This window comes from Achromobacter sp. B7, assembly GCF_003600685.1.
Taxonomy (GTDB): domain Bacteria; phylum Pseudomonadota; class Gammaproteobacteria; order Burkholderiales; family Burkholderiaceae_B; genus Achromobacter; species Achromobacter spanius_B.
This window is the reverse complement of record NZ_CP032084.1, coordinates 1,840,952-1,862,873: the sequence shown is the minus strand read 5'-3', so window position 1 is coordinate 1,862,873 and position 21,922 is coordinate 1,840,952. Positions and strand designations below refer to the sequence as shown.

At 64.9% G+C, this 21,922-nt stretch carries 18 protein-coding genes; 7 read left to right on the top strand and 11 right to left on the bottom strand.

What is annotated here, in order from left to right:
* Positions 1-68 precede the first annotated feature (68 nt).
* Positions 69-3,770: a YhdP family protein gene (locus tag DVB37_RS08390; RefSeq protein ID WP_305782038.1), complete on the bottom strand. Its 3,702-nt coding sequence runs from the start codon at positions 3,768-3,770 to the stop codon at positions 69-71.
* A 108-nt stretch (positions 3,771-3,878) separates the two neighbouring features.
* On the opposite strand from DVB37_RS08390, the gene glnE reads away from it, so the two are divergent.
* Together glnE and DVB37_RS08380 are read left to right on the top strand one after the other, a co-directional pair.
* Positions 3,879-6,710 (top strand): bifunctional [glutamate--ammonia ligase]-adenylyl-L-tyrosine phosphorylase/[glutamate--ammonia-ligase] adenylyltransferase, encoded by a 2,832-nt coding sequence (gene glnE / locus DVB37_RS08385; protein ID WP_240434057.1) that lies wholly within the window; start codon positions 3,879-3,881, stop codon positions 6,708-6,710.
* A 108-nt stretch (positions 6,711-6,818) separates the two neighbouring features.
* Positions 6,819-7,493, top strand: a complete 675-nt coding sequence (locus DVB37_RS08380; RefSeq protein ID WP_006218530.1) for an epoxyqueuosine reductase QueH — start codon at positions 6,819-6,821, stop codon at positions 7,491-7,493.
* 55 nt (positions 7,494-7,548) lie between these two features.
* Here the strand turns inward: DVB37_RS08380 and DVB37_RS08375 are convergent, their stop codons facing one another.
* The 10 genes from DVB37_RS08375 to DVB37_RS08330 all read right to left on the bottom strand — a co-directional run bounded on the left by DVB37_RS08375 (position 7,549) and on the right by DVB37_RS08330 (position 16,036).
* The gene (locus DVB37_RS08375) at positions 7,549-8,502 is read right to left on the bottom strand and encodes a helix-turn-helix domain-containing protein (RefSeq protein ID WP_120154613.1); all 954 of its coding nucleotides are present in this window, start codon (positions 8,500-8,502) and stop codon (positions 7,549-7,551) included.
* Between the two features lie 152 nt (positions 8,503-8,654).
* Positions 8,655-9,128, bottom strand: coding sequence for a cytochrome c (locus tag DVB37_RS08370; RefSeq protein WP_240434056.1), 474 nt, complete (start codon positions 9,126-9,128; stop codon positions 8,655-8,657).
* Between the two features lie 35 nt (positions 9,129-9,163).
* The gene (locus DVB37_RS08365) at positions 9,164-9,697 is read right to left on the bottom strand and encodes a methylamine dehydrogenase light chain (protein ID WP_046803719.1); all 534 of its coding nucleotides are present in this window, start codon (positions 9,695-9,697) and stop codon (positions 9,164-9,166) included.
* Entirely contained in the window at positions 9,681-10,319 is a 639-nt protein-coding gene (mauD, locus tag DVB37_RS08360) for a methylamine dehydrogenase accessory protein MauD (protein WP_104145726.1), read from the bottom strand. Before mauD ends, DVB37_RS08365 begins: the two co-directional genes overlap by 17 nt.
* A gap of 11 nt (positions 10,320-10,330) precedes the next feature.
* The gene (locus DVB37_RS08355; RefSeq protein WP_046803721.1) at positions 10,331-10,882 is read right to left on the bottom strand and encodes a MauE/DoxX family redox-associated membrane protein; all 552 of its coding nucleotides are present in this window, start codon (positions 10,880-10,882) and stop codon (positions 10,331-10,333) included.
* Positions 10,879-12,072, bottom strand: a complete 1,194-nt coding sequence (locus DVB37_RS08350) for an amine dehydrogenase large subunit (RefSeq protein WP_120154609.1) — start codon at positions 12,070-12,072, stop codon at positions 10,879-10,881. Before DVB37_RS08350 ends, DVB37_RS08355 begins: the two co-directional genes overlap by 4 nt.
* Positions 12,073-12,088: 16 nt before the next feature.
* The gene (locus DVB37_RS08345) at positions 12,089-12,307 is read right to left on the bottom strand and encodes a hypothetical protein (RefSeq protein ID WP_240434055.1); all 219 of its coding nucleotides are present in this window, start codon (positions 12,305-12,307) and stop codon (positions 12,089-12,091) included.
* Positions 12,292-13,803 carry a phenylacetaldehyde dehydrogenase StyD gene (styD, locus tag DVB37_RS08340; RefSeq protein WP_046803724.1) on the bottom strand — a complete coding sequence of 504 codons (1,512 nt, stop codon included), beginning with the start codon at positions 13,801-13,803 and terminating at the stop codon, positions 12,292-12,294. Before styD ends, DVB37_RS08345 begins: the two co-directional genes overlap by 16 nt.
* Before the next feature lie 208 nt (positions 13,804-14,011).
* The gene (locus tag DVB37_RS08335) at positions 14,012-15,001 is read right to left on the bottom strand and encodes a quinone oxidoreductase (RefSeq protein ID WP_046803725.1); all 990 of its coding nucleotides are present in this window, start codon (positions 14,999-15,001) and stop codon (positions 14,012-14,014) included.
* Between the two features lie 51 nt (positions 15,002-15,052).
* Positions 15,053-16,036, bottom strand: a complete 984-nt coding sequence (locus DVB37_RS08330) for a DMT family transporter (RefSeq protein ID WP_104145730.1) — start codon at positions 16,034-16,036, stop codon at positions 15,053-15,055.
* A 72-nt stretch (positions 16,037-16,108) separates the two neighbouring features.
* Between DVB37_RS08330 and DVB37_RS08325 the strand changes: the two genes are divergently transcribed.
* The 5 genes from DVB37_RS08325 to DVB37_RS08305 all read left to right on the top strand — a co-directional run bounded on the left by DVB37_RS08325 (position 16,109) and on the right by DVB37_RS08305 (position 21,915).
* Positions 16,109-16,996: a DMT family transporter gene (locus DVB37_RS08325; RefSeq protein WP_120154607.1), complete on the top strand. Its 888-nt coding sequence runs from the start codon at positions 16,109-16,111 to the stop codon at positions 16,994-16,996.
* 31 nt (positions 16,997-17,027) lie between these two features.
* Positions 17,028-17,534: a MarR family winged helix-turn-helix transcriptional regulator gene (locus DVB37_RS08320; RefSeq protein ID WP_082134389.1), complete on the top strand. Its 507-nt coding sequence runs from the start codon at positions 17,028-17,030 to the stop codon at positions 17,532-17,534.
* Between the two features lie 106 nt (positions 17,535-17,640).
* Positions 17,641-19,086 carry an efflux transporter outer membrane subunit gene (locus DVB37_RS08315; RefSeq protein ID WP_120154605.1) on the top strand — a complete coding sequence of 482 codons (1,446 nt, stop codon included), beginning with the start codon at positions 17,641-17,643 and terminating at the stop codon, positions 19,084-19,086.
* A 22-nt stretch (positions 19,087-19,108) separates the two neighbouring features.
* Complete coding sequence (locus DVB37_RS08310; RefSeq protein WP_120154603.1) at positions 19,109-20,302, top strand: efflux RND transporter periplasmic adaptor subunit; 1,194 nt, start codon at positions 19,109-19,111, stop codon at positions 20,300-20,302.
* Positions 20,299-21,915 carry a DHA2 family efflux MFS transporter permease subunit gene (locus tag DVB37_RS08305; protein ID WP_240434054.1) on the top strand — a complete coding sequence of 539 codons (1,617 nt, stop codon included), beginning with the start codon at positions 20,299-20,301 and terminating at the stop codon, positions 21,913-21,915. Before DVB37_RS08310 ends, DVB37_RS08305 begins: the two co-directional genes overlap by 4 nt.
* Positions 21,916-21,922: the final 7 nt, after the last annotated feature.

The window sequence follows — 21,922 nt, the reverse complement described above, 5'->3', positions numbered from 1 at the left end:
CGTCAAAGAAAAACCGCCTGCATTGCATACAGGCGGTTTTTTTATGGGCCTGCTTACCTGGCCCGGCTCTAATGCTCGATGAATTCCGGCATGGCGCCACGCGCGGGGGCCGTGAATGGACGCGGCGTCTGCTTGTCTGCCGGCTTGTCTGCCGGCTTATCACCGGACTTATCGCCCGACTTGCCCGACGCCTCGATGGGCTCGATCTGCGGATCGTCCCAATTACCCGTCACCGAATACTCCATCGTCATCGCGCGCGCCAGCGGCTGCTTCAGCAGCCATTGCGTGACAAAAGCGCCCAGGCCAATCAGTGGGTTCACGGCCAGCGCCGTCACCATGGCGGCCCCGCTGGCGTCCAGATTAGGGATGACCACCGCCTTCAAGTCCCAGCGTTCGCTGATGATGTTGACGCCGCCCGCCAGGACAATTGCCGCCACGGGCCCGTTGATCTTGTAGCCTTCGGTGGACATTTTCCCATCGGCCATCTTCACGCGGCCCCGGATGGTATCGAACGGAAATCCGTCGCGCAGCAGGTTGGTCGGGTTGATGTCCAACCGCGCCAGCCGTTGCAGCGATTGCAGCGACAACAGCTCCAACAGCCGCGCCGTACGAGAGTTCACATGCATGAATCGGCCCTTGTCCAGGCTGATATCGACCTCGCCCGACACGTCCGCCACGTTGTGCGTCCACGGCAGATTGCGCCAGGTTGCCTTGCCCTGCGCCGTGCCCGAGCCAGCGGAGACGACGTTCTCGAAGCCGATGCGGTTCATGAACTTGCCCAGGTCCACGAAGTTGGCGTTGGCGTCCACGCTCAAGCCGCGATCCGGCCCTTCCAGCCGCCACGTGCCGGTGGCGTTCAGATTGGCGGCATCGTTGGTGATCGTCAGTTTGTCCAGCCGCCACTGGCGCCCGCGTTCCAGGTTCGTGCCCACCACCTGAAGCTCGCCCACGTTCTTGCCATATAGAAAGAACTCCTTGGCTTGCAGGTCGATGGCGGGAATATCGGATAAATCGTTGCCTGACGCCAGGGCCTTATCGGCTTCGTTGGAGTCGCCCTCGCCACCGAACGCCAGGTGCTTCATCCGCGCCTTGATCTGGCCCGCAATCGCGCCCGAGGCCTCCTGCCATTCCAATGACCCGGTAGCCTGGCGCGACTGGATGTCCACCCGCCATTGAGACGGCCCGGGACGCATGGCATACAGCGTCAGGTCATTAAGCGTGTAGCCGCTGGCGCGCAACATGCCGGTGGCAAGGCTGATGCGTTCGGGCGGCGGAAAGACCGGCTTCGCAGCGGCTTTTTTGCCGCCGCTTTTGCCCGACGGCGTATCGAAGCCGTTCACTACGGCTTCCCAGCCGTCCATGTCCAGTTCGGGCAGGCTGGCGTTCAGGCTCATTCCGCGGTCCGGCAGGCTGGCGGGCCGGCCGATGCCCAACGCGCCGCGGGCAAAGTAAGACGGAGACGCGTCGGCCGGGTCACGCTCGAACAGCGCGTTGACGTTTTCGCCCAGGCTGGCCGTCAGCCAGCGGCGGTCTTTCGTGCCGCGGTCCTGGGCCGCGCCCCACTGCAATTTCAGTAATTGCGATGACGAAGCCGCTTTGCCCACCGGCGCCGGCATGTCGATAGCCATGCCCGAGAGATTCGATTCCATCGAGATCTCGACCGACCCGCCCTTCTGGTAGCCCAGCCGCCCCTTGTAGGCCGTCTTGCCCGAAAAGCGCGACATCGAGGGCATATTGCCCAGTTGCGTCAATCCGCCCGCCGTCAGTGTCCCTTCAAACTGAAGTGCGTCCGAGTTCTGCGCCAGGGTGCCGAAAATCTTTACGGGCCCGCCCAGGAACTGCGCGCGCAGCTCTTTGGTCTGCACCCCTTTTTCAGAGAATTCCAGATCGCCGTGCATCTCCTTGAGCAAGGGCATTTCCGGCATGAAGGTAAAGCTGTTGTCCGAGAACAGGATGTGCCCCTGCACCTGCGTGTCGTCGGTGTTCAACAACGGCACCTTAAGTTTCAGCGGCACCCGCCAGTCGCCGGTGCCGCGCGCCTCGTCCAGCGCCCCGTCCAGCAACCCGCCAAGCGGGGAATTGGCCGCCATCGCCAGATAGGCCGACACCGGACCGTACGTCTCGCCGTTGAGCAACAATTCCGCGCCCTGGTCCATGTTGGGGATCGTGGCTGTCACCGCCCCCATATTCAGCGTCTGCCCCGGCCCGGTGCTCGCAGTGGCGCCCCCGGCGCTATCCAGCGTCAGGCTGACCTTGTCGATACGGAAATTGCCGGACAGGTTCTCCAACATGGGCCAGCCCTTGCGTCGCTGACCGGGCGGCGCGTAATCGACCTTGGCGCCGGCGTACGCGCCGGCGATGACGAATTCGCCCACGGCGTTCGGCGCGGCGAATGGAAAATCGTCCAGATCGCCCTTGAGCAAGATGGAGGCCGACCGCATTTCGCCTGCGGGCAAGCCCCCCGCCAGCCATTCGCGGGCGTCGGCGTTGACTTCTAGCGGCAGGTAGCGATGGATGGCTGACATGGCGCCACGCACCATCGTGCCGCGCATGTCGACGCTGCCCGCCGCCGTCTTGCCTTCGCGCTTCCACTGGCCCTGCAAGCGCACGTCCAGATCGTCGTTCACCACGTGCAATCGGGCCACATCGACAAACCAGTTCTTGGCATCCGGCCCTTTCACCTGCGCATCCACGGCTAATTCACGCGCGATCAGGGTCGGCTCCTGGAACACGCCCGGAAGCGTCACTTGCAGGTGCTGCGCCGCGCCCTTCAGCGATACATCGGCGGCCCCCGGGCTACGCGCCAACGGCACCCCGTCCACCTGGAAAAAATCCCCGGGCAGCCCCTGCAAACGAAATTGCGCCGATGCGCCGCGTACCGCCGTACCGTCCGTGGCGGCCACCCAGTCCACGCCGCGTACCGCCACGTCGGTCGTCAGGTCAGTGAACTTGCCGCGTTCCAGTTGCAGCCACGCACGGGCGGCGATACGTCCCGAGATGACGGGGGCCGGTACCCACGGCGCCCACGCCTGCGGTTCGACGTCATCAAGCTCTGTATAAAGCTGGCCGCTCCAGTTGGCGGGATTGGCCGAATTCGCCGCGAACAGGCTGCGATTGAATTCGCCACGCAGTTCGACCTTGCGCGCCAACGCATCACCGGCCGAGGCGCGCAGCACGAAGCGATGCGACAGGCTGCCGTTGCGCATGACGAAGTCAACGCCGGTCAACGGCAGCGCGGGCGCGCGGCGTAAATCGTCTTGCCAGATGATGGTCGCGTCGTTGATGGCCAACTCGCGCTGGCGCACCAGCCAGCGCAATGCGGGGTGGTCCAGGTCGGACCGATGATCGCTGGCATTCAGATCGATGTTCTGGCCAGCCACCCACAGATGATTATCGGGATCGCGGCGCAGGGTCAATTCAGGCTTGCGCACCTGCAAGCGCACCAGGCGGGGCGACAAAGTCAGCACGCTGCGCCACGCCAGCACGGCGGATACGGAAGGCAGGGACAGAACTGGCGTGGCGCTGTCGTCCACGACTTGAACCGAGGTCAGGTCCAACCGGGGGTTCAGGCCCTGCCACTCGGCCTTGATGTCCCCGATGGTGACGCGCGCACCCAGTGCTTCGCTGGCGTACGCTTCGATCTGTGGACGCCATTCGCCCACACGGGGCAATACCCAATAGCGCACGCTCAGAAAGCCGACCGCCACCACGCCATAGATGATCAGCGCGGCCCAGAACAGGCAGCAGAGCACGCTACGCGTGCGCGGCACGGGGGCTTTTTTTGAAACAGACACGGATCGGTGGGCAGGAGAATATGTCTTGCGGTATCGTCCCCACTTATACCTGAAACGCGTCCATTCGTCTGCCGCCTCCACGCCATGTCCTCGCCCTCTTTGCTTGCCCCCGCCCTTGCCTGGTCCGGCCATTTGCGCCGCCGACTGGACGCCCATCCCGACCTGGCCGCCTGGCTTGCAGAGGCCGTGCAGCAGCCCGTCACGGCCGCTCGCATGGCGCAATGGCAGGCCGAACTGGCGGGCCCCGACGCGCCGGACATCCTGCCCGTGGACACCTGCCGCATGGTGCTGCGCAAATTACGCGAACGCGTATTCAGCGTATTGATCGTGCGGGACTTGTCCGGCCAGGCCGGTCTGGAAGAAGTGGTGGGCGCAATGACCACGCTGGCGGACATCGCGGTGGCGCAAGCCTACCGCAGTGTGGCCACCGACCTGGCGGCCATGCACGGTGTGCCGCGCGACCCGGCCACCGGCAAGCCCCAGGAAATGCTGATTGTCGGCATGGGCAAGCTGGGCGGGTGCGAGCTGAACGTGTCCTCGGACATCGACCTGATCATGCTGTATGGCGAAGAAGGCGAAACCGACGGCCCGCGCCGCATCAGCCACCACGAGTTCTACGGTAGGCTCACCCGGCGCATGATGCCGGTGATTTCGGAAGTGGATGCGAACGGCCAGGTATTTCGCACGGACCTGCGCCTGCGACCCGACGGCGACGCCGGCCCGCTGGCCTGGAGTCTGGACGCGCTGGAGCACTACTTGATCGGCCAGGGCCGCGAATGGGAACGTTATGCCTGGTTGAAGGCGCGCCTCATGCCCGCCCAGGCGTTTGAAGGCAGCGACAGCGCCGCCCAGGCCCGCCAGTTGGAAAGCCTGCGGGTGCCGTTCGTCTATCGCAAGTATTTTGACTTTGATGCGCTGGCCGCGCTGCGCGCGCTGCGCGAACGTATCCGCCAAGACTGGCAACGTCGCGCCATGGCGCGCAACGGCATCGACAGCGCCAACAATATCAAGCTGGGTGACGGCGGCATCCGCGAGATCGAATTTGTGGTGCAGTTGGCACAACTGATACGCGGCGGTCGCATGCCCGCCCTGCAAAAACGCGGCCTTCTGGAAGCGCTGCACGCCGAGCGCGTGGCCGGGCTGGTGCCGGAGGACGACGCGCGCCGCCTTGAAGAGGCCTATCGCTACCTGCGCCGCACCGAACACGCCTTGCAGTATCGGGAAGACGAACAGACGCATCTGTTGCCCGGCGACGCCGAACAGCGAGCCGCGCTGGCCGCCGCGCTGGGCATGAGCCATGACGATTTTGAAAGCACGCTGGCCGCGCACCGCAAATTCGTCTCGCAAACGTTCCGCAACGTGTTCCGCATGGTCGGCATGGGCGATGCCGAGGACACCGGCACGTCGGGCGAGGCCGCTGACGACGCCGAAGAGCCTGACAACGAATGCGAATTGGCCGAGCAGATCCGCCAGGCTTTCGGCGACGAGGCCCAAGACCTGTTGCGGCGTACCGAGACCCTGCTGGGCAGCCATCGCGTACGCAGCCTGCCCGAAAGCAGCCGCCGCCGCATGGAAGCCCTGCTGCCCGCCGCGCTGCGCGCCGCGCGGCAGACTCCGGCGCCCTTGAACGCCGCTGTCCGCCTGTTTGACCTGATCGAGAAAATTGCCCAACGCAGCGCCTACCTGGCGCTGTTGGCCGAATACCCCGACACCCTGGCGCGCGTGGCGCGCATGGTGGCGGCCAGCCCCTGGGCCGCGCAGTATCTGACGCAGCACCCCTTGCTGCTGGACAGCCTGATCGACTGGCGCACCTTATTCCAACCGCTGGACTTCGCGCAGATCGCGCGGCAGTTGACCGCCGACCTGGATGCTTGCCGACTGCCCGATGGCTCGCCGGACATCGAGCGTCAGATGAACCTGATGCGCGACGTACAGCGCCAGGCCAGCTTCCAGCTGCTGGCGCAGGATCTGGAAGGCGAACTCACGGTTGAAAAGCTGGCCGACCAATTGTCGGCGCTGGCCGACCTGCTGCTGACCGAGACCATTCGCCGCGCCTGGCCGCTGGTGAACAAGCTGGAAGGCGAGCCGCCCCGATTCGCCGTCATCGCGTACGGCAAGCTGGGCGGCAAGGAACTGGGCTACGCGTCCGATCTGGACCTGGTGTTTCTGTTCGACGATGCGCGCGAGGACGCCGCCGAGGTCTACGCCAAGCTGGGCCGTCGCATGACGTCGTGGCTGTCGACGATGACTTCGTCGGGCCGGCTGTATGAAGTGGACCTGCGCTTGCGGCCCGATGGCGACGCCGGGCTGCTGGCCGTATCCGTGGAAGCGTTCGAGCAATACCAGCACAAGCATGCCTGGGCCTGGGAACACCAGGCGTTGACCCGCGCGCGCTTTGCGGCTGGGGATACCAACGTGGGCGCCCGTTTCGAAGCCATCCGCGAAGCGATCCTGGTGCAGCCGCGCGACCCCGCCGCCCTGCGCAACGAAGTGCTGGCCATGCGCGAAAAGATCAACGCCGGCCATCCCAACACCAGCCAGCAGTTTGATTTGAAACACGACCGCGGCGGGATGGTCGACGTGGAATTCGTGACGCAGTACCTGGTGCTTTGCTATGCGGGCACGCACCCCGTGTTTGTGAAGAACCTGGGCAACATCACGCTGTTGCGCCTGGCGGGCGAAGCCGGGCTGATCGCGCCCGAGCTCGCGGCACGCGCCGCCGACGCCTACCGCACCTTGCGCCGCGTGCAGCATCAGCTGCGCATGCAGGGCGTGGAAAAGGCGCGGGTGGGGCCGGATCAGCTGGTGGACGAACGCACGGCGGTGCGCGAGCTGTGGGATTCGGTGATGGGGCCGCAGCCGGGGTCACAGCCGGCGTCACAGCCGGCGTCAGAGCCAGGGTCACAGCTTGGGTGACACGTGACCTTGGGCCGAGTGGTGGCCCGGGTCATCGCCCAAGCGCCGGCCCGGGCGCGGCAACTCGCGGTAAAATAAGGCGTTTTTCGTCTTTTTTCCTTGCACGCCATGTCCGAACTCGTCCGCCCCAAGCTTGACCTTCCCGCCGGCCGGAGCAAAGTGCTGATGCACTCGTGCTGCGCGCCCTGTTCTGGCGAGGTCATGGAAGCCATGACGGCTTCCGGCATCGACTACGCGATCTACTTCTATAACCCGAACATTCATCCGGTAAAAGAGTACGAGATCCGCAAGCAGGAAAACATCCGCTTTGCCGAGCAGCACGGCATCGAATTCATCGACGCCGACTACGACATGGACAACTGGTTCGACCGCGTCAAGGGCATGGAAGACGCCCCCGAGCGCGGCGAACGCTGCACCGCCTGCTTCGACATGCGCTTTGAACGCACTGCCCTGTACGCGCACGAGCACGGCTTTGACACCATCACCAGCTCGTTGGGCATTTCGCGCTGGAAAGACATGAACCAGATCAACGGCTGCGGCGAACGCGCTGCCGCCCGCTACGACGATCTGATCTACTGGACCTACAACTGGCGCAAAGGCGGCGGTTCGGCCCGCATGATCGAAATCAGCAAGCGTGAAAACTTCTATCAGCAGGAATATTGCGGCTGCGTGTATTCGCTGCGCGACACCAACCGCCATCGCCGCGCGCAAGGTCGCGACCGCATTCACATCGGCGTGAAGTTCTACGGCAAAGAAGACCTGATCAACGAAGAGCAGCTGTAAATACCGGCCGACACTTGCGCTGTCGGCCCCTGCCTTCTACCGTCGGCTCAGCCCGTCAACGCCCTTGCCGCCGATATTCCGACGGCGACGCGCCGAAGCGCTTGCGGAAAGCGTGACTGAAGCGCGCCGCATCTGAAAATCCAAAGCGATACGCGATATCACCGATCTGCCGCGCCGACTGCGTGGCATCGCGCAGCACGTCGCGGCTGCGTTGCAGCCGGGTGCCAAGAATGAACTCGGCCGGCGTCGTCGATGCCAGCGCAAACAGGTTGTACAGATAGCGGCGCGACATCCGAAACACCGCCGCGGTCGAGGCCGGCGACAGATTTGGATCGTGCAGATTTTCCATGATGTGCTGCTGCACGCGCCGCAATTGCGCCTGCTTGACCCCGATCTGGTCTTGTTCGAGCTGCCCTCCCGTCCGCTCGCTGATATCCAACCCCATCATTTGCAGCACCGCGTTGGCGGCGTCGCGCGCGGCGCTTTCTGACAGATGGGCGTGCTCGTTCAGCGCCACCCGCAGCAGATCCATCGCCATGCGGCCGCAGCCTTGCCGTGCGCTGAAGCTGCGCGCCACCGCGTTGTGCATGTGCGGCTGCCAGGTCTCGGCATGCTTGCCCGGCACCTGCATCACCAGGAAATGCGCACCCTCGTCAACGTCAATCTCGTAGGGACGCGTCGTGTCGTAGATGCTCCATTCGCCCGGCGTCAGCAAGGCGCTGCGACTGGATTGGCGAATTTCGCTGCGGCCCGACAGTTGCAGCGTGACTTTGTAGCCCGCCTGCTCGGACTGGCCCGCCAGCAGCTTGCTGCGGCGCACGCGCTGCGCGCTGCTGCGCAATTCGCTAACGTGCATCCAACCCAGCGAATCCACCGCCACGCTATTGCGAAAGCGCGCGGAAGATACCGCCGATACTTCCAAGGGTACGAAGGTGCTGCTGATGCTTTCCTGCCAGCTGGCGCAATCCAGAAAATGGCTGGGCGTGCTGCGCAACAAGGACGATGACATGGCGACTCCGGCGTCTGGAAACGGCGTGCCTTTTGTGCCTGGATCGGCTAGCCCCGTGGCACAGCTACAGCGTTCGGTGGATGGATGCTGCCTCTTTCTAGCACCACGCCTGGCGGGCGAGTATCGGTGACAACCCCTAAAAATTGTCCGGACTAGGGCTTTCTGTCATTACCGTAAGAATAATCAGACAAGGTGAAGCCCATTGCCGCCAACGCCTTGGCCAATTCATGCCGAACGGGCACCACATCGTCATAACGGCGCGGCCGGGCCGCGGCCACTTCCGCTTCGTCATAGGGAACAAAATCCGCCGGCAACTGGGCCGGGCTGAATTCGGTCAGCACCCAATTCAGCACGTCGGCAAGCTCGGCATGACTCAGCTGCGAATGCGCGGCGCCCGGCACCCGGACCAGATATTCGCGTCCGGCGGGCAAGTGCACGAACGCACCCACCGACTGCCGAAAATCGGGAATGCCGTGCGGGTTGCTGCCGCGACCATCCCCGCGATGGCAACCCGCGCATTGCAGGACGTAGTCGGCCCTGGCGGCCTGCCGCAGGCGGTCGGTCGGGGCGGTATCGCCCTGGGCCGCCGCCGGCCCCGCCAAGAGCAGGACGAGGGCCGTTGCCAAGCACCGCCGTCGCATGCGCGCGTTGCCGCCCTGCCTCATGGTTTGGCCGGCGCCTTCGGCTGCGGTTTGGCCATGCCCACGATCACCGACGTTGTGCAGTGAAAGATCGAGGACTCGTTCGACATGCACCAGTTCACGTCGTTGTGCAGGAACATCTGATAGCCCGGGCGCTCGCGCTCGGCGGCCGCGCACATGCACTTGCCGCAAGCCGTCTTGCCGCAGCAGTCGTTGTAGCTGATGAGATAGTCCTTGCCGTCCAGCGGGTTATGGCAGGTGCCCACCCACGACACGGCGGACGGCGAGGTGCCGGGCGGGCACGATGTCATGCTGCCGCCGCAGCACGAACATAAAAACCCGTCCACCGCGCAATAGCGCCAGTAGTCGCAAGCCGTGTCGTCGGTTTGCGGCTTCTTCGCGGCGGCAGGCGCCGAGCGGGCCACCGGCAGCACCGGCACCAGAAACGCGGTGCCGACCAGCAGCTTGCCGATGCGATTCAACACGCTGCGCCGCGACGTGGCGTGCGCTACCGAGCGCGTGGCGCGCTCTCCCAATTTATCCAGCCAGTGCATTGCGGCTCTCCTTGCGGGAAATCTGGGTTTCGTCCAGCGTGCCCGCGGCCAGGAATTCCTGTACCGACGCCACGCCAAGTTCCTTGGCCGTGAACAGGCTTTCAAGTTGCTCGCGGGAGTTGATCAGCCCCTTGGCGCGCAGGGTGCCGGTTTCATCCAGCAGCACCGCGTAAGGCAGCTTGCTGATCTGGAACTTCATGCCCAGTTCGGTGGACAGCACGTAGGGGAATCTTTCCAGGCCAGCCTGCTTGTAGAACGCAAGATGCTCGGGCATCTCGCCATCGCTGGCCAGCACGATGCGCAACCACGCGTTTTCCGTGGCGGCCACCGATTTCAGGATGGGCAACAGCTTCTTGCACACCGGGCAGGTGGGCGACAGAAAGAACAGCAGCTGGCTGTGTTGGCCGCGTTCACCGATGGTGATGCGGCGGCCCAGCAGATCGGGCAAGGCAAAGTGCGGCGCGGGCTCGCCCACGGCGGGGCCCTTGTCCATCGTCAGCGCCCCCATCGGCGCCACGCGTTCATACAGCACGCCGATCTGACGCGACAGGGCCAGGATGACCAGCACCAGGCACAGCACCACGCCCCACAACAGGAAATTGGAAATGATCAAGGCATCCATATGAAACTCCTTCAAAGGTTCCGTAGCTTGAGATGCGAGGCCAATAGGTGATTGGCGGTGAAGTACAGGCCCACGGCGGTCATCGCCAGGCCGAACACGGCGGCGGCGTCCGCCCATTGCAGGCCGCGCGCATGGCCCGACAGCGATGCCAGCGCCGGCAGCGTCCATAGCGCAAGCGCGCCGTTGCGCAGCACCAGCCACCCTGTCAGGCCGCCATGCGGCGCACCCGGCGCCTTGGCAACCGGCCCCGAACATCCGCAATCGATATCCCGGTGCCCGCGCGCCAGGTTGATCGCCAGCGCCAGGGTTGCCACGGCCAGCACGCCCAAGGCCAGCGCGGCGCCAAGCGGCTGGCGCCCCGGGATCAGCAGCAACGCGCCCGCCGCGATCTCGGCAAGCACGTAGGCTCGTGCAAACACGCCCACAAGGCCGGCCGGCAGCAGGTCGTAACCGGATACGGCCGCTGTGAACGCCGTCAGGTCCTTGATCTTTTCAAGCGCGCCCAACAGCAGCACGCATGCCAGCGCGGCGCTGGCGCCGTAGAACAGCACGGGGTCATTCATGGCGTGCTCCGGACGGGTTGCGGCTCGACCTGCACCGCGGTTTCACCCGCGGCCTGAATGGTGGTCTTGAACACCGGCGCCGTCGGCACGGCGTCGAACACGCTGACGTTGCTGCCGTCGATGGTGAACAGGCGGGGCTGGTCGTCCTGCGAAACGGACATCGACACGGCGCCCTTGCCCGGCACGCGCGCGATGCGCTTGCGGGATTCCAGGTCGTAGACCCAGATCTCGGCAGCGGGATTCTTGTGCGTGCCTTCCGCTCCGTTGGGATGCATGCCCACGTACAGCCGCTTCAACGCGCGGTTGACGGCCAGCAGGTTGTAGCCGCCGGGCCGCCAGCCGCGATCTTTGCCGGTGGCATCCAGCAAAGACCATGGCGCGCCAAATTGCACATCCTTGCCGCTGAAATCGGCGGTGTAGACGTTGCCGTTGAAAGACACGAAGTAGAAGGTGTCGCCCAGGTTCTCGGTGTGCGTGAAGACGGGGTCTTTTTCCACGTCGAACATCGGCTTGCTGCGCTGCTGGGCGGCGGGCTTGCCCGCGGCGTCCAGGTCGATGGTTAGCAGCGCGCCATCACCGCAGAGGGTGGTGAAGCTGCGCGGGCGGGACGGCAACGGGATGACGCTCCAGCACCCCGCCGTCGCCGTGATTTCGTCGGTGAACTGACGCGTTTTCAGATCGACCACGGTGACTGACGTGGCCGGCGTGGCGTTCTGCGCCAACAGCAGATCACCGTCCGTGGTCTGGCGCAGATAATTGCGATAGTTCAGCGCTTGCGCCCGCTTGTTCGGAATCGGCACTTCGTACTTCGGGGTCAACGTTTCGGCGTCCCACGCTTCGATGACGTCGGTGCGCTTGCCGCGATTGAGCCGCTCGTAATAGGACGTCATGACGTAGATGTCCTGGCCGTTGGCCGATACCGTCATGTGGCCGTTGAGCGATGTGGGCACCAGGCCGAGGAATTTGCCGGTGTCACCGTCGTAGACGTGGATCCGGCTGTCGACCATATGGTTGAAGGCCACGTCCACGACGTAAAGCCGGTGCGCGTTGGCCGGGGGCAAGCGGGTGCCGCCCTTCAGCTCTTCTATGGGCAGGTCGGCCCAGGCTAGGCCCGTGGCGCTGACCAAGGCGGCGCACAGCGCCCATCGGCCCACCCGCAACGCCCGTGATCTGGCTTGCAGCGCAATCATCGATATTCTCCTGGTGTCATGATCCGATTCCCTGGAAGGCGTAGACGTAGCGCAGCTGCACGCCGCGCATCCCAGGCCCGTTCTCGACCTTGAGGTCGTGGATGTACTGCATTTGAATCTGGTTGGCGTCGTTGACCGGGTGGGTAAGCTCAAGCGCCGGTGGGTGGCTACGCGCGATCGCCACGGTTTCGTCGGGCGAAGCGTCCCGCATCCTGCGTGCTAGTACGCGATGCAAACCGACTTCTTCTCCAGATACATCTCAATCACCGCCCTGCCATGTTCGCGGCCGACGCCCGATTGCTTGAACCCGCCAAACGGCATGTTGGGGTCCAGCATGTTGTGCGTGTTGACCCACACCGTGCCCGCATCGATTTGCGGGATCAGGCGCTGCACGCGCGTCAGGTCGTTGCTCCAGATGCTGGCGCCCAATCCGAACGCGCTGTCGTTGGCCAGACGCACCGCGTCATCCAGCGTGTCGAACGATTGCGCCACGACGACGGGCCCGAAGATTTCTTCCTGGGTGATGCGCGCTTGTTGCGGTACATCCGCGAACACGGTGGGGCGCACGAAGTAGCCGTCGCCATCGCCTGCCACGCCCCCGGCCAGTACCCGCCCGCCTTCGGCGCGGCCGATACCGATGTAGTCCATGACACGCTGCTTGTGGCGCGCCGAAATCAGCGGCCCGATCTGCGTGGCGGGATCAAAGCCCGACCCCAGCGTCATGCCGGCGGCCACGTCGGCCAGCCCCTGCACCACCTTGTCATACAGGCCACGTTGCACGTACAGGCGCGAACCCGCCGTGCATACCTGGCCCTGGTTGAAGAAGATGGCGGCGGCGGCGCCTTGCACGGCGCGGTCCACGTCGCAGTCATCCAGCACGATGACGGGGGATTTGCCGCCCAGTTCCAGCGACACGCGCTTCATGTCGTCCATGGCGGCTCGGCCGATCAGCTTGCCGACCTCGGTAGAGCCGGTGAAGGCAATTTTGTTGATCCCCGGATGCGCGACCAGCGCCGCGCCGGTGGTCTCGCCACGGCCAGTGATGACATTGACGACGCCCGGTGGAAAGCCCGCCTGAAGCACCAATTCGGCCAGCCGCAACGCGGTCAGCGGGGTTTCTTCGGCGGGCTTGAGGACAACGGTGCAGCCGGTGGCCAGCGCGGGCGCAATCTTCCACACCGCCATCAACAAGGGAAAATTCCACGGAATGATGGCGCCGACCACCCCGACCGGCTGCGCCAGCGTGTAGGCGCTGTACTGCACGCCGGGGGGAAACGGAATCGACAGCGACAGTGTGTCGCCCGTGATCTTGGTGGCCCATCCGGCCATGTAACGCAGCCACTGTGCCCCCGCGCCCACTTCCAGCCCCTGCGCAATGCCCAGCAGCTTGCCGTTGTTCAACGTTTCCAGACGGGCCAGTTCCGTACCGTGCTGTTCAAGCAGGTCGGCCAGCTTCAGCAGCAGCCGTTCGCGGCCGGCGGGCAGCATGTCGCGCCACGGGCCCGAGGTAAAGGCGCGCCGCGCCGCTTGTACCGCCAGATCCACCTGGGCGGGTCCGGCATCGGGCTGGTGGGCGATGACGCGGCCGGTGGCTGGGTCGTACACGGGGATCGGCTGGCCCTGCCCTTCGTGTACCGGCTGCCCGTCTATCAGCATGAATTCCCGGATGGCGGCCAGTTCCGGGCGGTCGCTGGCGGCGGTGTCGGTGGCGCTGCTGCGTGCTGAAGACATCTGAACGCTCCAACAAAAAGTGTGGGGCCAGAATAGCAACGGCATTGCGCGCAGGCTTGTCGGGCCGTGCATGGGGATTTGTCATTCTGCGCACGGCGCGCGGCAGCAAAAAGGGCCGGGCAAGCTGCGCATTGCGCGTCTTGCCCGGCCCTGGTTCAGCCGGCTACGGCACGATCCGGCCCGAGGGCCGGCAGCCGATTCTGGCGGATCAGTCCAGCATCAGCACGGTGGCGCCGGTGGTCTTGCGCGAGGCCAGCGCGGTCTGCGCTTCGCCCGCTTGCTCCAGCGAATAGCGCTGGTCGATGCGCACCTTGATCTTTTTCTTCAAGACCAGGTCAAACACTTCTTCCGAGGCAGCTTGCAGCTTTTCCAGCGTGTTCACATGCACGCCCAGCGACGGACGCGTCACGTACAGGCTGCCCTTCTGGTTCAGCACGGCCAGGTTGACGCCGGCGACCGGACCGGACGCGTTGCCGAAGCTGACCATCAGGCCGCGCGGCTCGATGCAGTCCAACGAGGTTTCCCAGGTGTCCTTGCCCACGCCGTCGTACACGACCGGCACTTTCTTGCCCTTGGTCAATTCCAGCACGCGCTCGGCGACGTTTTCGCGCGAGTAGTCGATGGTTTCCCAGGCGCCGTTGGCGCGGGCCAGTTCGGCCTTTTCCGGGCTGGACACGGTGCCGATCAGCTTCACGCCCAGGGCCTTGGCCCATTGGCAGGCGATCAGGCCCACGCCGCCAGCAGCCGCGTGGAACAGAATGGTTTCACCGCCTTGCAGGCGATAGGTCTGGCGGAACAGGTATTGCACCGTCAAGCCCTTGAGCATCAGCGCGGCGGCCTCGTCAAAGCCGATGCCCTTGGGCACCTTCACGACCTGGTTGGCGGGCACATTGCGCGCCTGCGCGTACGCGCCGATGGGGCTTTGGCCGTACGCGACGCGGTCGCCCTTTTTCAGGTGCTTGACGTCAGCGCCCACGGCAGTAACCACGCCGGCGGCTTCAAAGCCCAGGCCATGCGGCAACGGATGGGGGTACAGGCCCGTGCGGAAATAAATGTCGATGAAGTTCAGGCCAGCGGCGTGCTGTTCGATCGTGACTTCATTGGCGGCCGGCGCCGGCACTTCCACGTCAACCAGCTTCAGGACTTCGGGACCACCGTGTTGCTCGATACGAATTGCCTTGACGAGATTGCTGGCCATGCTGGCCTCCTTTAAATGAAAGTGATGCGAATAAACCAAGAAAACCAGATTTCAACGCGGCGGCAGCGGGGCCTCGCGCGGGGCGACCGTTGCCGCTTTGCCGGCGCCGCCGCCCATCAATGCGAATACGCCGGTCAACACCAAGGCCGTGCCCGCCATCTGCCATACCGTGATGGGCTCGTCCAGGAACCACGACGCCAGGAACAACACCGACACCGGCCCCATCATGCCCAGCAACGAGGCCGTCGGCGCGCCGATCAGCGATACCGCCCACATCAGCATGAACACCGGCACCACCGTGTTCAAGGTGGCGTGAATAACGGAATATCCATACACACCCGCCGGCTGGATCAACATTGACGGGGGGTGGATCACAAAAAACTGGATGATGCAGGCGATGCACGACACCAGCATGGCGTAGGCCACCAGGCGCGTCGGCCCGACCCGCTTGATCAGTTCGCCCGAACAAATCAGGTACACAGAATAGCTTGCCGCCGAGCCAAAAACGAACAAAGACCCTAACAGCACCTCGTTGCCGGCACCGAAGGACAGGTCGTGGGCAAACACCAGCACCACGCCCGTATAAGACAGCACCATGGCCAGCCACTGCCGGCGCTCGATGGGCCGCTTGAACCAGAACGCGGACAGCAGCACCACCAGCGATGGCGACAGAAACAGGATCAAGCGTTCAAGGCTGGCGGTGATATAGCGCAGCCCCAGAAAATCCAGGAAGCTGGACAGGTAATAGCCCAGCAGCCCCAGCACGATGACCTGCACGCGCTCCTTCGGAGTCATGACGACGATCTCGCCCCGCGCGGCGCGGCGCGACTGATACCAGGCCACCGCCGCGAAGAACGGCATCGCGAACAGCATGCGAAAGGCGATCAACGTAACGGCGTCAATCCCATAGCGATAGGTGAACTTGACGACAATCGCCTTCGCGGAAAACAGCACCGCGCCAAGCATCGCCATGAGGATTCCGGCCACGCGACCGGACGGGCTATAAAGCGGCAAAAGCTTGGCAATACGATTCATGCGATGATTTTAGATTCAGTGCAAGCCGATTTGCACGCCCCAACATCGCTTTTTGGCATCGACACCCCAGGCATGACCCGACAACGCGCTCTAACGAATATCCATATTGCCGCCGTGCTTTTCGGCCTGACCGGCGTTTTCGGCGAGTTGATACAAGCCAGCGCCGCCGTCATCACGCTGGGTCGCGCCCTCTTCGCGGTAATTTCGCTGGGGGTCTTTGCCCGGCTGCGCGGCAAGCCGCTGCTGGGTGTGCTGACGCCCGCGCAACTATTCGTGCTGGTACTGGCCGGCGCGCTGCTGGCCGCGCACTGGGTCACGTTCTTCATTTCGGTCAAGGTCGGGGGCATCGCCATTGCCACGCTGGGCTTCGCCAGCTTCCCGGCCTTCATCACGCTATTCGAAGGCCTGCTCTTTCGCGAACGCATCCGCGCCGGCGAATGGATGTTGCTGGGTCTGGTCACGGCCGGGCTCATCCTGGTCACCCCGTCTTTCGACCTGGCGGACCAGGGCACCATCGGCCTGGCCTGGGGCTTGTTGTCCGGCCTGACGTTTGCACTGCTTGCCCTGAGCAACCGCCGCTCTGCGTCCGGCATGGACCCGATGCAGGTGGCCTGCTGGCAAAACGTCGTCGTGGCGTTGGTGATGGTGCCGTTTGCGGTGGGCCAGCTGCCGGCGCTGCCGGCGGTGGACTGGTTCTGGCTGGCCTTGCTGGGCGTGTTCTGCACGGGGCTGTCGCACTACCTGTTTGTCTCCAGCCTGACGCGGCTTAACGCACGCACGGCCGGGCTGGTGATTGCGCTGGAACCGGTCTATGCCATTGCCTTTGCATGGGCGCTGTTCAGCCAGGAACCCACGCCGCGCATGATGGCGGGCGCGGCCCTGATCGTCGCCGCAATCGTCTGGTCGGGCCTGCGCAAGGGCGCGCCCGAGGCCCATAACGCGCCGAATTCGCAGTCTTGACAATAACTGACTAGGCAGTAAAATTCGGCCCATGAATGCCGAAACTGCCCCGCCCGCCGCCGATTCCCCCGTCCATTACCGCAGCGATCACCGCTGCATGGGGGAAGAGAACGCCGGCTACCTCATCAAGCTGGTCTATCACTCGCTGACCCGAATGCTGGACCAGGAAATGGCCCCGCTTGACCTGACCGCGATGCAATGGCGTCCGCTGGCCATGGTCTTTCTGGGGCGCGCCGACACCCCGGCCGAACTGGCCCGCCTGAACGACATGGACACCGGCGCCATGACCCGCGCGCTTGACCGCTTAGAGGCAAAAGGCCTGCTGCGGCGTAACCGCAGCCAGCAGGACCGCCGTGTCGTGAAGATTGAATTGACGGAACTGGGCGAAGCCAAGGCCCGCGAAATCGCGCCCAACATCGCCCGTTCGCTCAATCATCACCTGCGCGGTTTTTCGGCCGATGAAGTAACGCAGCTGATGCATTTCCTGCGTCGCATGATCGCCAACGGCTCGGCCTCGGGCACGGCGCCGGAACGGTGACGCCGCCAGTCCCCCATTGCTTGCCCCCGGAACCGGGGTTTTTATTTGGCATAATGTTTGCCTAGGCAAATACAGATTAATCAATTACTTTCAGCAAACAGTCAGGATGAAACGCCTTCTTTCTACCGTATTGGTGCTGGCACTTAGCGGCTGCGCACTGATGGAACCCGGGCCCGAACCCGTTGTAGCGCTGGATGCGGCCACACTGGGGCTGACGGCTCACGACACGGCCTGGCCCAACACGCAATGGTGGCAACGCTACGGCGACCGCCAGCTCAACGCCCTGATGGACGAAGCGCTGGCCAACAGCCCCTCAATGAGCGCTGCCCAAGCGCGACTGGCCAAGGCCAACGCCGCCGTCAGCTCTGCCCGCGCCCCGCTGATGCCCCGCGTGGACGCCAACTACTCCCTGAATCGCGAACACCTGTCGGCCGACTACATCTACCCGGCCCCGCTGGGCGGCACCGTCGTCAGCGACAACCGGCTGGCGCTCGATTTCAGTTATGAACTGGATTTCTGGGGCAAGAACCGTTCGCGCCTGAAGTCGGCCGTGTCCGAGCGCGAAGCCGCCACCGCCGACGCCCAGGCCGCGCGCAACATGCTCGCCAGCGCCACCGTACGCGCCTACCTGAACCTGCAAAACGCCTTTGCCCAACGCGACGTGCTCAAGCGCGTGATCGCGCAGCGCGCTGACGTCTTGTCCCTGACCCAGGGCCGTTATAGCGCCGGGCTGGACACGCAGGTGGAAGTGAAGCAGGCTGAGTCCTCGTTGGCAGCCGGCAAGGTTGAACTGACCCAGACGGAAACCACGCTGGCGCAGCTGCGCAACCAGGTTGCGGCGCTGGCCGGCGCGGGCCCGCAGCGCGGGCAGTCGCTGGTTGCGGTGGACCTGACCGCCCCCGCGGGCGTCGTGCCCACGGCCATCCCCCTGGACCTGCTGGGCCACCGGCCCGACGTCGTGGCCTCGCGCTGGCGCGCCGAAGCCGCGCGCAGCGCCATCGATACCGCCAAGGCCGAGTTCTATCCCAACGTCAACTTGACGGCATTCGCCGGCTTCCAGGCATTGGGCACGGGCAACCTGCTTGGCGCTGCCGCCCGCACTGCCGGCTTCGGCCCGGCCGTCACGTTGCCGATCTTCCACGGTGGCGAATTGAACGCCAACCTGGCCGGCCGCCGCGCCGACGCGGACCTTGCCGTGTCTGACTACAACCAGGCCGTGCTGGACGCCGTGCATCAAGTGGCCGACGCGCTGGACGGGCTGCGCCTGTTGGAACAGGAACGCACCCAACAGCGCCAGGCCCGCGAGGCCATCGAAGCCGCGTACGACCTGGCCGTTAACCGCTACAAGGCGGGGCTGGGCAACTACATCACCGTGCTGATCGCGCAAACCGGCGTGCTGACGCAGGCGCGCATGGATACCGATCTGCGTATCCGCGCCTACCAGCTTGACGCCAATCTTGCCAATGCGCTGGGCGGCGGCTACACCCCGCCCGTCCCCACGGACACCGCGCAAGCCGCGCAGGCCGCCCCGGCCACGAACCCCATTCATTGAACGATCCTCGGATTCAGACGTCATGAACGCTGCCACCCCCACCGCCAATCCCGCCCGCAAACGCCTCTTGCTGCTGGCCTCCGGCGTCTTCATTCTTATCGCCATCGCCTACGCCATCTGGTGGTTCCTGTTTGGCTCCCACTTTGAAAGCACCGACGACGCCTACGTGCACGGCAACCTGGTGCAGATTACGCCGCAAGTGCCCGGCACCGTGATCGCCATCGAGGCCGACGATACCGAAACCGTCGCCGCCGGCCAGCCGCTGGTGCGCCTGGACCCGGCCGACACCGACGTGGCCCTGCAACAGGCGCAGGCCAAGCTGGCGCAGATGGTGCGTCAGGTTCGCACCTACTACGTGCAGAACGATGCGCTGGCCGCCGACGTCGATCTGCGCAATGCCGACATCCTGCGCGCCCAGGCCGAGCTGACCCGCGCGCAAAGCGACGTCACCCGTCGCCAGCAACTGGCCAAGTCGGGCGGCGTCAGCGGTGAAGAAATCCTGCACGCCGAAGCCGCGCTGAAGTCGGCGCAGTCCGGTCTGGCACAGGCCCGCGCCGCGCTGGCCGCATCGCGCGCCAAGCTGGCCACCAACCAGGCGCTGACGCAAGGCACGACCGTTGCCAATCACCCCGACGTGCTGCAAGCCGCCGCGGGCTTGCGCAACGCGTGGCTGGCCCAGTCGCGTACGGTGCTGCCCGCGCCGGTGGGTGGCGTCATCGCCCGCCGCAGCGCGCAAGTGGGGCAGCGCGTGGCCCCGGGCACCGCGCTGATGACCGTGGTGCCGCTGGACCAGGTCTGGGTGGAAGCCAACTTCAAGGAAGGCCAGTTGCGCAAGATGCGCATCGGCCAGCCGGTCAAGATGGTGGCCGACCTTTACGGCAGCTCGGTCGTTTATCACGGCAAGGTAGCCGGCCTGGATGCCGGCACCGGCAGCGCCTTCGCGCTCTTGCCCGCGCAGAACGCCACGGGCAACTGGATCAAGGTCGTGCAGCGCGTGCCCGTGCGCATCCTGCTCGACCCCGAAGACCTGAAGACGCACCCGTTGCGCGTCGGCCTGTCGATGGACGTGGAAGTGGACGTCGGCCAACAAGACGGCGAAGCGCTGACGCAAGCCGTGCGCAATGAGCCCGCCTGGTCCACGCGCGCCTTCGAACCCGCGCACGACGACGTCGACGCCATGATCAAGAAAATCATCGACGACAACCTCGCATCATGAGCACGACCGCCCAGCCCGCGGGCGCTGGCGCGCCCCCCGTCGAACCCGCCCGCCCGCCGGGCACCCACCCGCCCCTGGAAGGCGCGGCCCGCATCATCGGGTCCATCGCGCTGTCCACGGCGGTGTTCATGAACGTGCTGGACACGTCGATTGCGAACGTGTCCATCCCCACGATTTCCGGCGACCTGGGCGTGAGCACCAGCCAGGGCACCTGGGTCATTACGTCGTTCGCCGTTGCCAACGCCATCACGGTGCCCTTGACCGGGTGGCTGACTCAGCGTTTCGGGCAGGTGCGTCTGTTCCTGATCTCGACGTTGCTGTTCGTGCTGGCCTCGTGGCTGTGCGGCTTTGCGCCGTCGCTGGAAGCGCTGATCGCGTTTCGGGTGTTGCAGGGCGCGGTGGCCGGGCCGATGATTCCGCTGTCGCAAACGCTGATGCTGGCCAGCTTCCCCAAGTCCAAGGCGGGCATGGCGCTGGCGGTGTGGTCCATGACCACGCTGGTCGCGCCCGTGGCAGGGCCGCTGCTGGGAGGCTGGATTTCCGACAACTACACCTGGCCGTGGATCTTCTACATCAACGTCCCGGTGGGCTTGCTGGCCGCCTGGATCAGCTGGCGCATCTACGGCAACCGCGAATCGGTCACGCGCAAGCTGCCCATCGACAAGCTGGGCCTGGTGTTGCTGGTGGTCTGGGTGGGCGCGCTGCAAATCATGCTGGACAAGGGCAAGGAACTGGATTGGTTCGCCAGCCCGACCATCATCGCACTGGCGGCGACGGCCTTTGTGGCGTTCGTATTCTTCCTGATCTGGGAATTGACCGACGCCCACCCGGTGGTGGACTTGCGCCTGTTCAAGGTCCGCAACTTCACCGTGGGCGCACTGACCTTGGCCGTGGCTTACGGCGTGTTCTTCGGCAACGTGGTGCTGCTGCCGCTGTGGCTGCAAAGCAATATGGGCTACACCGCCACCTACGCCGGCCTGGTGACCGCGCCGGTGGGGCTGCTGGCCATCTTGCTGACGCCTATCGTCGGCAAGATGCTGGCCACGCGCGACCCGCGCCAGATCGTGACCGTGGCGTTCCTGATCTTCGCGCTGGTGTGCTTCATGCGGTCCGGGTTCAACACGCAGACCGACGTGCGCACGTTGATGCTGCCCACCATCATCCAGGGCGCGGCAATGGCGGCGTTCTTCGTGCCGCTGACGTCCATCACGCTGTCCAGCATCGAACCCTGGCGCATACCCGCTGCGTCGGGCCTGTCAAACTTCCTGCGGCTGACGGCGGGCGCGTTCGGCACGTCGATCGCCACCACGCTGTGGGAAAACCGCGCCACCATGCACCACTCGCAGCTGACCGAAATTGCCAAGCCTGGCCAGCAGGCTTTCGACCAGACGGTCGACACGTTGCAAAACGGCCTGGGCGTGTCGCATCAGCAGGCCCTGAGCATGGTTGACGGCCTGATCAACGCGCAGGCGTTCACGATGTCGGCGGTGGACGTGTTCTATGCGTCGGCCGTCATCTTCTTGATGCTGACGGGCCTGGTCTGGTTTGCGCGCCCCCGTTCGTCCAAGGCAGGGGACGGCGGTGCAGCGGAAGCGGCGGCAGGCGCGCACTGACGCCGCG

Excerpts from the sequence above, each read along its gene's own strand:
- DVB37_RS08350 (WP_120154609.1), bottom strand. The coding sequence starts at position 12,072 with ATGATTGCGCTGCAAGCCAGATCACGGGCGTTGCGGGTGGGCCGATGG.
- DVB37_RS08305 (WP_240434054.1), top strand. The coding sequence starts at position 20,299 with ATGAGCACGACCGCCCAGCCCGCGGGCGCTGGCGCGCCCCCCGTCGAA.
- DVB37_RS08335 (WP_046803725.1), bottom strand. The coding sequence starts at position 15,001 with ATGGCCAGCAATCTCGTCAAGGCAATTCGTATCGAGCAACACGGTGGT.
- styD (WP_046803724.1), bottom strand. The coding sequence starts at position 13,803 with ATGTCTTCAGCACGCAGCAGCGCCACCGACACCGCCGCCAGCGACCGC.
- DVB37_RS08365 (WP_046803719.1), bottom strand. The coding sequence starts at position 9,697 with ATGCACTGGCTGGATAAATTGGGAGAGCGCGCCACGCGCTCGGTAGCG.
- DVB37_RS08375 (WP_120154613.1), bottom strand. The coding sequence starts at position 8,502 with ATGTCATCGTCCTTGTTGCGCAGCACGCCCAGCCATTTTCTGGATTGC.
- DVB37_RS08320 (WP_082134389.1), top strand. The coding sequence starts at position 17,028 with ATGAATGCCGAAACTGCCCCGCCCGCCGCCGATTCCCCCGTCCATTAC.
- DVB37_RS08310 (WP_120154603.1), top strand. The coding sequence starts at position 19,109 with ATGAACGCTGCCACCCCCACCGCCAATCCCGCCCGCAAACGCCTCTTG.
- DVB37_RS08380 (WP_006218530.1), top strand. The coding sequence starts at position 6,819 with ATGTCCGAACTCGTCCGCCCCAAGCTTGACCTTCCCGCCGGCCGGAGC.
- DVB37_RS08315 (WP_120154605.1), top strand. The coding sequence starts at position 17,641 with ATGAAACGCCTTCTTTCTACCGTATTGGTGCTGGCACTTAGCGGCTGC.
- DVB37_RS08355 (WP_046803721.1), bottom strand. The coding sequence starts at position 10,882 with ATGAATGACCCCGTGCTGTTCTACGGCGCCAGCGCCGCGCTGGCATGC.
- DVB37_RS08330 (WP_104145730.1), bottom strand. The coding sequence starts at position 16,036 with ATGAATCGTATTGCCAAGCTTTTGCCGCTTTATAGCCCGTCCGGTCGC.
- DVB37_RS08325 (WP_120154607.1), top strand. The coding sequence starts at position 16,109 with ATGACCCGACAACGCGCTCTAACGAATATCCATATTGCCGCCGTGCTT.
- glnE (WP_240434057.1), top strand. The coding sequence starts at position 3,879 with ATGTCCTCGCCCTCTTTGCTTGCCCCCGCCCTTGCCTGGTCCGGCCAT.
- mauD (WP_104145726.1), bottom strand. The coding sequence starts at position 10,319 with ATGGATGCCTTGATCATTTCCAATTTCCTGTTGTGGGGCGTGGTGCTG.